This window comes from Clostridium sp. LS (assembly GCF_002760435.1).
Lineage (GTDB): Bacteria > Bacillota > Clostridia > Clostridiales > Clostridiaceae > Clostridium.
The window spans coordinates 14171-28569 of record NZ_AUUU01000023.1 but is presented as its reverse complement, the minus strand read 5'-3'; the positions used below and the strand labels follow the sequence as shown (position 1 = coordinate 28569).

Genomic DNA, 14399 nt, shown 5'->3' with positions numbered 1-14399 from the left:
TAATTAAATAAAAATGTAAGTTAATAAGAAAATAAATAACATATAAAAAGGAGCGTGTTATATAAATGGCTAAAATGTTAAAATTCGGAGAAGATGCAAGAAGAGCTATGCAAGTAGGTGTAGATAAGCTTGCAGATACAGTTAAAGTTACTTTAGGACCTAAAGGTAGAAATGTTGTATTAGATAAAAAATTCGGAGCACCATTAATTACAAACGATGGAGTTTCAATTGCTAGAGAAATAGAACTAGAAGATCCATATGAAAACATGGGGGCTCAACTAGTTAAAGAAGTTGCGACAAAAACTAACGATGTAGCTGGAGATGGAACTACAACTGCAACTTTACTTGCTCAAGCAATAATCAGAGAAGGATTAAAAAATGTTACAGCTGGAGCTAATCCAATCCTAATAAGAACTGGTATAAAGATGGCTGTAGATAAAGCTGTTGAAGAAATTAAAAAGATATCTAAACAAGTAGATGGAAAAGAAGATATTGCTAGAGTTGCTGCAATTTCAGCTGCTGACGAAGAAGTTGGTAAATTAATAGCTGACGCTATGGAAAAGGTTGGTAATGAAGGCGTTATAACTATTGAAGAATCTAAATCAATGGGTACAGAATTAGATGTAGTTGAAGGTATGCAATTTGACAGAGGATATGTGTCACCTTATATGGCTACAGATACTGAAAAAATGGAAGCTGTTTTAGATAATCCATATATATTAATTACAGATAAAAAGATTTCAAGTATTCAAGAAATCTTACCAATACTTGAACAAATAGTTCAATCAGGTAAGAAGTTGTTAATCATTGCTGAAGATATTGAAGGAGAAGCAATGGCTACATTAGTAGTTAATAAATTAAGAGGAACATTTACTTGTGTAGCGGTAAAAGCACCAGGCTTCGGAGATAGAAGAAAAGAAATGTTACAAGATATTGCAACGTTAACTGGTGGAACTGTTATAGCTGAAGAATTAGGAAGAGAGTTAAAAGAAGTTACAATTGATATGTTAGGTACAGCAGACAGCGTTAAAGTTAATAAGGAAAACACTGTTATAGTTAACGGTAAAGGTGATTCTAATGCAATTAAGGAAAGAATCAACCAAATCAAAGCTCAAATCGAAGAAACAACTTCAGAATTTGATAAAGAAAAACTACAAGAAAGATTAGCTAAATTAGCTGGTGGAGTTGCAGTAATCAAAGTTGGTGCAGCAACAGAAACTGAATTAAAAGAAAAGAAACTTAGAATTGAAGATGCTTTAGCTGCTACAAAAGCTGCTGTTGAAGAAGGAATAGTAGCTGGTGGTGGAACTGCTTATGTTAATGCAATTAAAGAAGTTGCAAAATTAACTTCGGATGTTCCTGATACACAAGTTGGTATAAATATAATAGTTAAAGCATTAGAGGAACCAGTAAGACAAATAGCTGCTAATGCAGGACTAGAAGGTTCAGTAATAATAGAAAAAGTTAAGAATAGTGAACCAGGTATAGGATACGATGCATTACACGACCAATATATTAACATGATTAAGGGTGGAATAGTTGATCCAACTAAGGTTACTAGATCAGCTCTTCAAAATGCAGCATCAGTAGCTTCAACATTCTTAACAACTGAAGCAGCAGTTGCTGATATTCCAGCAAAAGAACCAGCAATGCCAGGTGCTCCAGGAATGGGAATGGATGGAATGTACTAAAAAACAAGTAAATAATAAAAGAATATTAATTATTAGGTTGATTATAAAGGCAAGCATTTATTATAAATGCTTGCCTTTTTTTTACCTGTTTTTCGGTTCTGAAGATAGTTTTTATGACTTAATATTCATAATTAACCATATTTTGTATAAAAAAATACAAACTAGGCATAATTAAAATATAAAATAATTTAGAAAGAAAGAAGGTAAAAAATGAATTATATAAAAAATGAAATTAAAAATTGCAAATCCGTTGAAGTTTTAACTAGGAAAACTTGTAGACATAAGCATCTAGGTAATAAAAAGAAGGAGGGATTTACGTTAATTGAGGTTATAGCAGTAATAGCTATTATAGGAATTTTAGCAGTTATAATACTTCCTAAAGTAACTGGATATATTAAAGAAGCTAAAAAAGTGAAGGTTGTGGACCAGTGTAGGAAAGTTGTAATGGCTGTTGAATCATATAATTTAAGACATGATCCGGCACTAAGTGATAGTGTGGCAGTAGGTAGTATTATTACTAATAAAGGTGTAAGTAAATATTTGGAGGGTGTCGATTTAAACAACTTAAATGTTGACTCTACAAGTATAAAGAATTGTTATGATATATTAAACGGAGCCGAATTTGATTTGGCTGATGATACAGATGTATTAAATCCTTCTACAATTTCTAAATCTACTGATAAAGATAACAAAGATAACAAAGATAGCAATGATAATAAATAAAAGTTGATTTTTAAACAAAAACTTGTCAGTAATTAAAATTAAATTACATTATTATTTAAATATGCAATTTTTATTTCAAATTTATTGACTTTAGATTATACATACATTATAATAGTTTTAATTCAAAATATAGCACATTTAAAAACTTGTATATACCCTGGATATGGCAGGGAGTATCTACCGGAAACCGTAAAATTCCGACTATAAGTGATTTTGTTATACGCTAAATTGAAACTATTACTAGCATATTAACATCACTTTTGGAGTTAATGTGCTTTTTTTATATATAAATAATGCAGGAAATAAATCATTTATCATAGAAAATGAATTAAAATATTCAAAATCAAGGAGGATTTATAATGGCTAAAATAATTAAGACAGCATATACTTTCGATGATGTATTATTAGTACCAAACAGATCAGAAATACTACCAAGGGAAGTAAGCACAAAAACAAAATTAACTAAGACAATAGAATTAAACATTCCATTAATGAGTGCAGGAATGGATACAGTAACAGAATCAAAGATGGCAATAGCTATGGCAAGAGAAGGCGGAATCGGAATTATACATAAAAATATGACTATCGAAGAACAGGCTAAAGAAGTAGATAGAGTTAAGAGACAGGAGAATGGAGTTATCACAGATCCTATATTTTTATCGCAAGATCATTTAATTCAGGATGCAGAGAACCTAATGGCTCAATATAGAATTTCAGGAGTTCCTATTACAACAAAAGAGGGAAGATTAATAGGAATAATTACTAATAGAGATATAATCTTTGAAACAGATTATCAAAAAAAGATTTCAGAAGTAATGACAAAGGATAACCTAATAACTGCACCAGAAACTACAACAGTAGAAGAAGCAAAAGAGATCCTTAAGAAACACAAAGTTGAAAAGCTGCCTTTAGTTGATAAAGATGGTGTTTTAAAAGGATTAATAACAATGAAAGATATTGAAAAAGTAAAGAAATTTCCAAATGCAGCAAAAGATAATAAAGGTAGATTATTATGCGGAGCAGCTGTAGGTGTTACAGGAAACATGATGGAGAGAGTGGAGGCATTAGTTAAAGTTCAAGTTGATGTCATAACACTTGATACAGCTCATGGGCATTCAAAAGGTGTTTTAGATGCTGTTAAGAAAATTAAAGAGGTGTATCCAAACCTTCAAGTCATAGCTGGAAATGTTGCTACAGCCGAGGCTACAGAAGATTTAATAAAAGCTGGAGCAGACTGTGTTAAGGTTGGTATTGGACCTGGATCAATTTGTACAACCAGAGTAGTTGCAGGAGTTGGGGTTCCGCAATTAACAGCTGTTATGGATTGTGCAGAAGTTGGTAGAAAATATGGAATACCTGTAATTGCTGATGGTGGACTTAAGTATTCAGGGGATGTAGTAAAAGCTTTAGCAGCTGGGGCATCTGTTGCTATGATGGGATCGCTATTTGCAGGATGCGAAGAAGCACCAGGAGAAATGGAAATATATCAAGGAAGAAGTTATAAAGTTTATAGAGGAATGGGATCTTTAGCGGCTATGGAATGTGGATCTAAAGATAGATACTTCCAAGAAGGTAATAAAAAATTAGTTCCAGAAGGCGTAGAAGGAAGAGTAGCATATAAGGGATTTGTTTCAGATACTATATTTCAATTAATGGGCGGAATTCAATCAGGAATGGGATATCTAGGAGCAAAGAATTTTGATTTATTATATGAAACAGCTAATTTTGTTGTTCAGACAGCATCTGGATATAGAGAAAGTCATCCACACGATATTAATATCACTAAAGAAGCGCCTAACTATAGTGTAGGACAATAATAAAATGACAGTTCACTATCATAAAAATTACCACTTATGTGAACTGTGCATTACTTAATTTATTTAAGTAATAATTATTAGGGGCTTTCAATATTAATATTTATAAATTTTTCGGTGAAAATTGTCATAATTTATTGATAAAAAGATTTATTTAGTTGATAATAGAAACTATAAGAACAGTTTAGGAGGAAACCATGAATAAAGAATTAATTTTAGTTATTGATTTCGGCGGACAATATAATCAATTGATTTCTAGAAGAGTTAGAGAATGCAATGTATATTGTGAAGTTCATCCACATACTTTAAGCGTTGATAAAATAAAAGAAATGAATCCAAAGGGAATAATATTTACAGGTGGGCCTAATAGTGTATATGGTGAAGGTTCTGCTTTATGTGATAAAGAATTATTAGAAGCTGGAATTCCCATACTTGGAATATGCTATGGTTCACAATTAATGTCACATATTCTTGGAGGAAAAGTTGCAACAGCGCCTGTAAGTGAATATGGGAAGACAAAAGTTGATGTTAACGTAGAATCAAAAATTTTTAAAGGTGTATCACCATCTACAATCTGCTGGATGAGTCATACAGATTATATAGAAAAAGCACCAGAAGGTTTTAAAATAGTAGCAAATACTCCAGTATGTCCAGTTGCAGGTATGGAATGTGAAGAAAAAAATCTATATGCAGTTCAATTTCACCCAGAAGTAATGCATACACAAGAAGGAACAAAGATGTTTTCGAATTTTGTATATGATATTTGTGGATGTTCTGGAGATTGGAAAATGGATTCATTTGTTGAAAAGACAATTGAAGAAATTCGTGAAAAGGTTGGAAATGGCAAAGTATTATGTGCATTATCAGGAGGAGTTGATTCATCTGTAGCAGCAGTATTACTTTCAAGGGCTGTTGGAAAACAATTAACATGTGTATTTGTTGACCACGGATTACTTCGTAAAAATGAAGGCGATGAAGTTGAAGAAGTATTTGGACCTAATGGTCAATATGATTTGAATTTCATTCGTGTAAATGCACAAGAAAGATTTTATGAAAAGTTAGCTGGAGTAGAAGAACCGGAGCAAAAGAGAAAAATAATTGGTGAAGAGTTCATCAGAGTATTTGAAGAGGAAGCTAAAAAAATAGGAACCGTTGATTATCTTGTACAAGGAACTATTTATCCAGATATAATTGAAAGTGGTCTTGGAAAATCAGCAGTTATAAAATCACATCATAATGTTGGAGGCCTTCCTGATTATGTTGATTTTAAAGAGATAATAGAGCCTCTTAGATTATTATTTAAAGATGAAGTACGTAAGGCAGGACTTGAACTTGGTATACCTGAAAAATTAGTATTTAGGCAACCTTTTCCAGGTCCAGGACTTGGAATACGTATCATTGGAGAAGTAACAGCTGAAAAAGTTAAAATAGTTCAAGAAGCAGATGCAATTTATCGTGAAGAAATTGCAAAAGCAGGTATTGATAAAGAAATTGGCCAGTACTTTGCAGCTCTTACTAATATGCGTTCGGTAGGTGTTATGGGTGATGAAAGAACATATGATTATGCAATTGCCCTTCGAGCTGTAACTACAAGTGATTTCATGACTGCAGAATCAGCAGAGCTTCCATGGGAAGTGCTTGGAAAAGTAACAACTAGAATTGTAAATGAAGTAAAAGGTGTAAATCGTGTAATGTATGATTGCACAGGAAAACCACCAGCTACTATAGAATTTGAATAGATATGAAGTTTGTTAAATAGTGTATTTAGCTAAGTTAATAAAGAACATAGCAGCTTAGATATTATCTTAAAAGATAATATCTAAGCTGCTTTTTTATATTTTAATAGCTATACATATTTATTTTACTTAATAGTTGTTATAGAGTAAATAAAATAGATATTTTTACATAATTAATAACAAATATAATGATTCAGCATAAAATAATATTAGCCAATTATAATATTTTTAAATATTTCAAAAAAGATTATTGCCACAAACGATATTGTAGTAAATTACAAAGGAGAGAAGAAAATGGAAAACGAAATTAATAGCCGAGAATGTAGAGAATATAATAAAGAAGAACCATGTAGCTGTAACATGAACAGAAGAAAATGTCCACCTCGTCATTGCCCACCTCCTCCATGCGCTCCAAAATGCCATCGTAAATGCCCTGATCCTTGTGCTAAAGTTGCGGAAGATGCTTATAATAAAGGTTATAGAGATGGATATTGTGATGGATTCAATGATGGGCGTGAAAAAGGACAAGTTGAGGGATATGAAGAAGGTTTTAAAGATGGATATGAGAAGGCTAAACAAGAAGTTTTAGAATATATAAAGAAAAATAAAGTTTGTCGTTGCAAGTCTACTTGCTGTTAAAAGCAAGTTTTATATAAAATAATATAGTAAAAAAAGAGGGATACGCTTTGTATTCCTCTTTTTTCTCAGATATTTAGCATATATAATAAATCAATTTACAATTTTAAATAAGCTTGTAAAGTAAGTATGTATATTAATTTATAATAATAGAAGAATAAGCTTAGGAGGAAGTTTAGAAAATAATCTAAATAATATAGTTAAAAGTTATATTTTTGTGAAAAAACTAAAAGTAAAGATATGATTTGGATATTTTGTGATATAATAAGATAGATTTATAATTAAGATTTATGTATGGAGGTAGGATAAGAAAATGAGTAAAAGTATATCGTTAGATTTATCAAAAGTTGCACCTTATTTAAACCTAACTGAAGTTGATTATATGGAAGAAATGGTTAAAAGTGCTCATGATAAGTTACACAATAAAACAGGAGCAGGAAATGACTTTTTAGGGTGGATTGATCTTCCAGTAAATTATGATAAAGATGAATTTGCTAGAATAAAAAAAGCAGCTGAGAAAATTCAATCAGATTCAGATGCTTTAATAGTAATTGGAATAGGTGGATCATATCTAGGAGCTAGAGCTGCTATTGAAATGCTAACAAGTAATTTTCACAATGCATTAGATAGTGATAAAAGAAAAGCACCTAAGATTTTTTATGTAGGAAACAATATTAGTTCATCATACATGGCAGAACTTTTACAAGCAGTTGAAGGAAAAGATATAAGTATAAATGTAATTTCAAAATCAGGAACTACTACAGAACCTGCAATTGCATTTAGAGTTTTAAGAACATATTTAGAAAACAAATATGGAGTAGAAGAAGCTAGAAAGAGAATATATGCTACAACTGATAAAGCTAGGGGAGCATTAAAAACGTTAGCTGATGCTGAAGGATATGAGAGCTTTGTAGTTCCAGATGATGTTGGAGGAAGATTTTCAGTATTAACAGCAGTTGGATTATTACCAATAGCTGCTGCTGGAATAGATATAGATGAAATGATGAAAGGTGCTGCAGATGCAAGAGAAGTTTATTCAAATCCATCTCTTAAGGAAAATGATGCTTATAAATATGCTGCAGTTAGAAATGCATTATACAATAAAGGAAAATCAATTGAAGTATTGGTAAACTATGAACCATCTCTTCATTACTTTAATGAATGGTGGAAGCAATTATATGGAGAATCTGAAGGGAAAGATCAAAAAGGGTTATTTCCTGCTGCAGTAGATTTTTCAACTGACCTTCACTCAATGGGACAATATATCCAAGATGGAAGAAGAATACTTTTTGAAACGGTTATAAATGTTGAAAAAGCAAAATATGAAATCAACATAGAAGAAGCTGATAGTGATTTAGATGGATTAAATTTCTTGGCTGGAAAGACTATGGATTTCGTTAATAAGAAGGCATTCCAAGGAACTTTACTAGCTCATAATGATGGTGGAGTACCAAACATGGTATTAAATGTACCTGAAATTTCAGCATATTACTTTGGATATATGGTTTACTTCTTCGAAAAAGCTTGTGGAATCAGTGGCCACCTATTAGGTATAAATCCATTTGATCAACCAGGTGTTGAAGCATACAAGAAAAACATGTTTGCTTTATTAGGAAAGCCAGGATATGAAGATATCAAGGCAGAACTAGAAAAGAGACTTTAATTAAATATGAAAATAGTAATTGATGGAGATGCCTGTCCTGGCATCTCTATTATTGAAAAAGTAGGAAAAGAATATGAGATTCCAATAGTAATTTATTGTGATATTAATCATTTTATTCAAAGTAATTATAGTGAAGTTAGGATTGTAGATAGCGGATTTCAAAGTGTGGATATGTATGTGATGAATGAAACTAAAAGTGGAGATATAATTGTATCACAAGATTATGGTGTGGCTGCAATATGTTTATCAAAAAAGGCAAAAGTTATAAATCCTAAGGGTTTCATATATGATGAAAAAAATATCGATAGATTATTAGAAGAAAGGCATATTTCTCAAAAAATTAGGAAAAGCGGAGGAAGAACTGTAAATCCTAAAAAAAGAACAGAAGAAGATGATTTGAGATTGGAAAAAAACTTAATAAAACTCATAAGGAGTTAATATTTTAGAAGCTTAATATTGGAGCTTCTTTTTTTGTACTCAACATTAATTATAAAACCTCATATTACCAATAAAAAATTGCCATATATATATGAGTTTCTTAAAAGAAATATGCTATAATCAAAATAAAAATCAGCTGAAGTTATTTACAAATAATGGAATAAAAGTATAATATAATAATAGGGATTTGTTTGGGAAGCATAGTGAAAGGAGTATGGGTTTTTATGGAGAAACTTCAGTTGAAATATGTTGAGATAATTTTTGATAAACAAACGCCACAAAGAATTGGGACAGAAATAAATATATTAAGTAAAATAGATAATAGAGGAGCAGAAAGTTTAGAATATAAATTTATAGTTGGTAAGGGTGGAGTATGGAACACTATTCAAGAATTTTCAGAGGAAAATAAGTGCGTGTGGAAACCTAAAATGGAAGGAGAGTATATGGTTATGGTTCAAGCTAGAGAAAAGGATGGGAAAAAGTCTTTAGATTATTTAGCTAAAGAGGGCTACTCTATAGTTAAGGATGAGAGTGATAACTCTGTAATTGAAGAAACAACTGGTGAAAAATTTATGAGTGAGAATGAACTTAATGTAGAATTTAAAGATGCACTAGGCAATCCAGAAGAAAAAGTAGTATTTCTAGATGTTAAAGATATTTCAGATACTGAAAAAAAGATCTTGGTAAAAAATGATGATGTTCAAAAAGAAATAGCTCTTTCTGATAATGAATATAAGACAGATGTTACAGAAACTGAAGAAAAATTAATTGGAGAATATAATTCAAATTTTGTATTTAATGAAGCAATATTGAAAAAAGGTGAGCTAGTATCAAAGGGAGACTTAGTTAACAATAGTGAAAATGAATTGTGTCTTATAAATGATATTTTAATTGATAAGAAGGAAATTACAGTTGGAGAAAAGTGTTCTATAGAAGTAAAAGCTAAAAATGAGAATGTGAATTTATATAGATTTTACATAAGAAAAAGAGATGAGTGGAATATAGTTAGAGATTATGAGAGAAATAATACTCTGAAATATACAGCTACTGAAGCAGGAGAGAAAGAGTTTTTAATTCAATGTAAGAGAATGGAGTCTGCTGAAAGTTTTGAGGATTACAGGACTATAAAAGTAAATGTTAAAAATATTAGCAAAGTAGAAATAACAAATTTTAAATGCTTAAGTAAATCTTTAATCGTTGGGGAAAAACTTGAATTTGAAGTAGAAACTAACATTAAAACAGAGCAAATAGAAAAAGATGAGATGGTAGTCTTATATAAATTTTATAAGATTTACAAGGATGGAAGGTCAGTTTGCATACAAGATTATTCTACAAAAAATGATGTTTATTATAAGGAAATGGAGGCTGGAAGTTACAGAATTTTGTGCCTTGTAAAGAGCATATTATCAAATAAACAATACGATGATAGGGCTGTTTTAGTATATAATGTTAAGCCTTATAAGGATATTAAGATTAATAGTTTTGTAGCTGATTTGAATTCTCCCCAAGCTAGTGAAACTGAAATAAAATTTACTTCAGAAGTGCAAGGAGGGAATAGTTTACTATATAAATATAAAGTAAAGGGTCCTATTGAAGAGGATACTGGTTATACTGAAAAAAGTGAATTTTCTTGGAAACCTATGGAAGCCGGGGAATATGAAATAATATTATATGTTAAAGACATAAATTACAAAGGTGAGTATGAGGATACTAAAAAAATTGCGTTTACAATTGAAAAAAAGGGGAAGAAACCGGTAAAAATTTTAGATATAGTAATTGATAAGGAGAAGAAAATTATAATTGGTGAACCCGTTAATGTAATGATAAATGGTGAGGGAGGAACACAGCTTCAGTATGCATTTATAATCAGAAAAGATAATAGAAAATTAGAGGATGTAGCTTATAATAAATCTAATTGGATTAATTTTATACCTAAGCAGGCTGGTGAATATGAAGTAGAGGTAATGATTAAAGACAAGTATTCCAATAAGCAGTATGATGCTCATACATTTGTATATTTAAAGGCAATGGAATACTTACCGGGTGAGATAGATTATATAATTTTCCCTTATAAAGAGGCTTATTTAGTTGGAGATGCTATAGAGTTTGAATGCATTGTTCAAAATACTCAAAATGTCTTGGTTAAGTATGAAACCAAAATTAATGGACATACAGTTGAACAAACTGGTTTCTCGAAAAATAAGAAATTAAGAATTATACCTAAAATTGCGGGTAAGTATACAGTTGAATTTTATGCAAAAAATGTAAAGTGCACGGGCGAATATGATTCGAAAAAACAAATAAGTTTATACGTAAGTGAAGCTTCTTCAGTAATAGATACTAAGATAATTGCAAATAAATTAGAGGGTAGAGTCAATGAAGAGTTAACCTTTGAAGCTACAAGCAGAGGGGGAAAAGATGTCTGCTATGAATTTTATTTAATGGAGAATAATGAGTGGAAAAGCGTACAGACTTATAGTAGAAAGAATTACTATAGCTTTATACCATTCGCTAAAGGGAAATATAAGATTTTAGCATTAGCAAAGAGTTATTATAAAAAGGTTAGTTATGAAGATTATGATGAAATAACATTTTTCGTTAAAGATTAAGAAAAATAGTTCGAAAATAAACTTAAGATAAATTGTGGAGGAAGGTTATTTAAAATGGCTATAGATGGTTTAAATAATATTTCAAATGAACAACTATTAGCAATGAACCTAATGGGGAATGGACAAGTGACAAATGATTCAGATGCTGGTGCAGATAGTACTGTTAGTGACGAATCAAACTTGGCATTTCAGTTAGTTATGCAAAATTTGATGGAATCATCAAAAAAGACTAGTGAAAATACTGCTGAGTCATTAAAAAATGTTAAAAATGAAATAAATAATAAATCTGCAGTAAATACTGAAGATACAAAAACTAAAAATGCTGCAAATACTGTTGAACTTGCTAAAGCAATTCAAAAATATGTATCAGGACAAAAGCTAGAAGATATTCCGATGATTTTAAATAATAGATATATTAATTTTGCAAATAATTCAAGAGCCTTTACTAAAAAAAGTGGTGCTGATATGGAGAAAATATATAGCGCTGTAAATAGTGCAGCAAAAAAATATGGAATAGATTCAAACTTATTACTAGCTGTAATAAAACAAGAATCTGACTTTGATCCAAATTCAGCATCAGGTGTGGGAGCAGCTGGGTTAATGCAAATCATGCCAGAAAACTTTGATGGTTTAGGGATCACAGACGGATATGATATAAATCAAAATGTTAATGGTGGAGCAAAATTACTTAAAGAATATTTAAATCAATATAATGGAAATGTAGAAATGGCTCTTATGGCTTATAACGGAGGACCTGGAACTATGCAGAGAAGAGGCGTTTCATCAGCAGGTGACTTATATAAAATGCCGTTAGAAACTCAGAATTATGTTCCTAAAGTAATGGGATATTATAAAAATGGATTTTAGAATATTCTTTATTCAAAACATTTCTAGGTAGATGACTTTATAAATATTATAAAAAGTAAGAAAACTGAATTAAAAAAATCATAATTTTAAGATTATGATTTTTTAAAATTCAGTTTTTATTATTTGTTATTATTTTAAAATTTACAATCTAAAATATGATTTAATTATTATTTGCGTGTTGGAGTAAATGTTTTCAATTTGGGCAATAAAAAACGCAACCCTTGGGGCTAGGTTGCGCTTTAGCAATAAGCAATAAGCAATAAATAAAAAGGGGGCTATATATTCCTTTTATTTATCCTTGCAAGAATATTATAGGGTATTATTATTTATAATGCAAGTAATTTAATAAAAAATGTGAATATTTTTGGAAAAAATGAATGATTTTATTGCAAAATGACTTAATATTCGTTAATAACTCTTTAAAAGGCTTAATTCTTCATTTGTCAATTCTCTATATTCGCCTTCTTCTAAATCTGGATCTAGTAAAAGACCTCCGAATTCTTCTCTCTTAAGATACATAACTTTTTTCCCAACGGCCTCAAACATTCTTTTTACCTGATGATATTTACCCTCTTGTATAGTTACTTTAACTTCTGATCCTTCATCGCTGCTAGATAATATTTCAAGTTTTGCTTCTAGACATTTATATCCATCATCTAGAGTGATTCCATTTTTAAATGCTTCTATATCGTTCTCGTCAACTTTTTTATTAATCTCAGCATAATATACCTTATCAACATGCCATTTAGGAGAAATTAATCTGTGATTAAGCTCACCATCATTAGTTAATAATAATAAACCGACAGTATCTTTATCCAGTCTTCCCACTGGAAAAGGTTCAAATACCTGATGTTCTAAGTTTAGCAAATCAATAACTGTTTCATCTTTGTTGTCATGAGTTGCAGATATAACCCCGTCAGGTTTATTCATCATTAAGTATATATATTTACGATATAATATTTCTTCGCCATTAACTTTTATAACTGATTTTTCTGGATCAACAAGAAATCCACTATCTTTAATTATCGCACCATCCACTTCTATAATTCCTTTTTTAGCAAAGGATTTAACATCTTTTCTGCTTCCATATCCTAAATTAGAAATTACTTTATCTAATCTTTCCAAGTTATTCACTCCAATCTTAATATTTAAAAGTGTATTCATCTTAAATTATCATATATTGAGTTATTTTACCATAGTAGAAAATAGCTTTAACATATTTATACATGGTTTTACTAACTTATTTTTAATATTACAGAGGATATTTATGCAGCAATTTATTTTAATTAATAGATTTTAATTTTGAATTAAAGTTATACATTAGTTACTTTTGGTGAGCTGTTTTAGAATGAATAATTGGCGAACATTTATATAAGTTAAAAGTTGAGTCACAGCTATATGATGCTATGACTCAACTTTTAGTAAAATTTTTAGACCCATTGAACTATTGATTCTAAAGGCTGTCTTGTCTTTGGATATGGTTCTTTAGCGCGGTATCCAAAGCTGGCCATAACTGAAATTCCAAAGTGCTCAGTGTCTAAAACGCCTTCCTCTTGAAGAATTTTTTCGACTTTTTCTATGTTAAAGCCCTCAATTGGACAAGAATCGATTTGCAGGAAAGCTGCTGTAGTTAGCATATTTCCTAGGGCAATATAAGTTTGCTTACTTGCCCAATCAAAGAGTGCTCTGTCGCTTTCTAATAAGTTAAAATCATTTTTTTGGAAGCTCTCAAATGCTGCTCTTTTTCCATCAGCCACATCCTGAGGAAGGTTTTGAACTTCGGACATAATTCTGGTAACATACTCTGCACTGTAAATTGTATCAATTTTTTTACGTGCAAGAAGAATTACAAAATAACTAGCTCCGTTAAAGCTATTTTGTGCACCCCAAGATACAGGATATAATTTTTCTTTAAGTTTTTCGTTTTGAATCACAAGAAACTTCCAAGGTTCGAAGCCAAAAGAACTTGGAGAAAGACGTCCTGCCTCTAATATAGTATTAAAATCTTCCTCAGATACTACTTTTGAAGGGTCAAATTGCTTGCATGCATGACGAAATTGAAATACATTTATAATTTCTTGATTTTTATTATTCATTTTAAGACCACCTTTCATTTAATATACATTAAGTCTAGCACTATTGGATACTGTGTTGAAGTACGCACAATTTTTATATATAATATAAAGTAACTTACCTAAGTATCTATTTTATACTAAAGGAGT

General features: G+C 30.5%; 11 protein-coding genes and 1 riboswitch. Of the genes, 9 read left to right on the top strand and 2 right to left on the bottom strand.

Features of this window, described 5'->3' with window-relative positions:
• Positions 1–65: 65 nt before the first annotated feature.
• The 9 genes from groL (at position 66) to COL3_RS06190 (ending at position 12177) form a co-directional block, all read left to right on the top strand.
• Positions 66–1691 (top strand): chaperonin GroEL, encoded by a 1626-nt coding sequence (gene groL / locus COL3_RS06230; RefSeq protein ID WP_008427176.1) that lies wholly within the window; start codon positions 66–68, stop codon positions 1689–1691.
• Between the two features lie 210 nt (positions 1692–1901).
• Positions 1902–2414, top strand: coding sequence for a prepilin-type N-terminal cleavage/methylation domain-containing protein (locus tag COL3_RS06225; protein WP_008427178.1), 513 nt, complete (start codon positions 1902–1904; stop codon positions 2412–2414).
• Between the two features lie 126 nt (positions 2415–2540).
• A riboswitch (purine riboswitch) is annotated at positions 2541–2638 on the top strand.
• A gap of 135 nt (positions 2639–2773) precedes the next feature.
• A complete protein-coding gene (gene guaB, locus COL3_RS06220) occupies positions 2774–4231 on the top strand; it encodes an IMP dehydrogenase (RefSeq protein ID WP_008427179.1) in 1458 nt (485 codons plus the stop codon).
• A 194-nt stretch (positions 4232–4425) separates the two neighbouring features.
• Positions 4426–5967 (top strand): glutamine-hydrolyzing GMP synthase, encoded by a 1542-nt coding sequence (gene guaA / locus COL3_RS06215; RefSeq protein ID WP_008427181.1) that lies wholly within the window; start codon positions 4426–4428, stop codon positions 5965–5967.
• A 291-nt stretch (positions 5968–6258) separates the two neighbouring features.
• Positions 6259–6603 carry a hypothetical protein gene (locus tag COL3_RS06210; RefSeq protein WP_008427183.1) on the top strand — a complete coding sequence of 115 codons (345 nt, stop codon included), beginning with the start codon at positions 6259–6261 and terminating at the stop codon, positions 6601–6603.
• A 310-nt stretch (positions 6604–6913) separates the two neighbouring features.
• On the top strand, positions 6914–8263 hold the full coding sequence (locus COL3_RS06205; RefSeq protein WP_008427185.1) for a glucose-6-phosphate isomerase: 1350 nt from the start codon (positions 6914–6916) through the stop codon (positions 8261–8263).
• Between the two features lie 6 nt (positions 8264–8269).
• Positions 8270–8701 (top strand): YaiI/YqxD family protein, encoded by a 432-nt coding sequence (locus tag COL3_RS06200; RefSeq protein ID WP_008427187.1) that lies wholly within the window; start codon positions 8270–8272, stop codon positions 8699–8701.
• Between the two features lie 224 nt (positions 8702–8925).
• The gene (locus COL3_RS06195; protein ID WP_008427190.1) at positions 8926–11310 is read left to right on the top strand and encodes a triple tyrosine motif-containing protein; all 2385 of its coding nucleotides are present in this window, start codon (positions 8926–8928) and stop codon (positions 11308–11310) included.
• Positions 11311–11364: 54 nt separating this feature from the next.
• A complete protein-coding gene (locus COL3_RS06190) occupies positions 11365–12177 on the top strand; it encodes a lytic transglycosylase domain-containing protein (RefSeq protein WP_008427193.1) in 813 nt (270 codons plus the stop codon).
• Positions 12178–12585: 408 nt separating this feature from the next.
• Here the strand turns inward: COL3_RS06190 and COL3_RS06185 are convergent, their stop codons facing one another.
• Both COL3_RS06185 and COL3_RS06180 read right to left on the bottom strand, forming a co-directional pair.
• A complete protein-coding gene (locus tag COL3_RS06185; RefSeq protein ID WP_008427195.1) occupies positions 12586–13302 on the bottom strand; it encodes a pseudouridine synthase in 717 nt (238 codons plus the stop codon).
• Positions 13303–13607: 305 nt separating this feature from the next.
• Complete coding sequence (locus COL3_RS06180; RefSeq protein WP_008427197.1) at positions 13608–14273, bottom strand: NAD(P)H-dependent oxidoreductase; 666 nt, start codon at positions 14271–14273, stop codon at positions 13608–13610.
• Positions 14274–14399: the final 126 nt, after the last annotated feature.

Bases quoted from the DNA above. Each gene is read 5' to 3' on its own strand.
- groL (WP_008427176.1), top strand. From the start codon at position 66: ATGGCTAAAATGTTAAAATTCGGAGAAGATGCAAGAAGAGCTATGCAA.
- COL3_RS06180 (WP_008427197.1), bottom strand. From the start codon at position 14,273: ATGAATAATAAAAATCAAGAAATTATAAATGTATTTCAATTTCGTCAT.
- COL3_RS06195 (WP_008427190.1), top strand. From the start codon at position 8,926: ATGGAGAAACTTCAGTTGAAATATGTTGAGATAATTTTTGATAAACAA.
- guaB (WP_008427179.1), top strand. From the start codon at position 2,774: ATGGCTAAAATAATTAAGACAGCATATACTTTCGATGATGTATTATTA.
- COL3_RS06190 (WP_008427193.1), top strand. From the start codon at position 11,365: ATGGCTATAGATGGTTTAAATAATATTTCAAATGAACAACTATTAGCA.
- COL3_RS06210 (WP_008427183.1), top strand. From the start codon at position 6,259: ATGGAAAACGAAATTAATAGCCGAGAATGTAGAGAATATAATAAAGAA.
- COL3_RS06200 (WP_008427187.1), top strand. From the start codon at position 8,270: ATGAAAATAGTAATTGATGGAGATGCCTGTCCTGGCATCTCTATTATT.
- COL3_RS06225 (WP_008427178.1), top strand. From the start codon at position 1,902: ATGAATTATATAAAAAATGAAATTAAAAATTGCAAATCCGTTGAAGTT.
- guaA (WP_008427181.1), top strand. From the start codon at position 4,426: ATGAATAAAGAATTAATTTTAGTTATTGATTTCGGCGGACAATATAAT.
- COL3_RS06205 (WP_008427185.1), top strand. From the start codon at position 6,914: ATGAGTAAAAGTATATCGTTAGATTTATCAAAAGTTGCACCTTATTTA.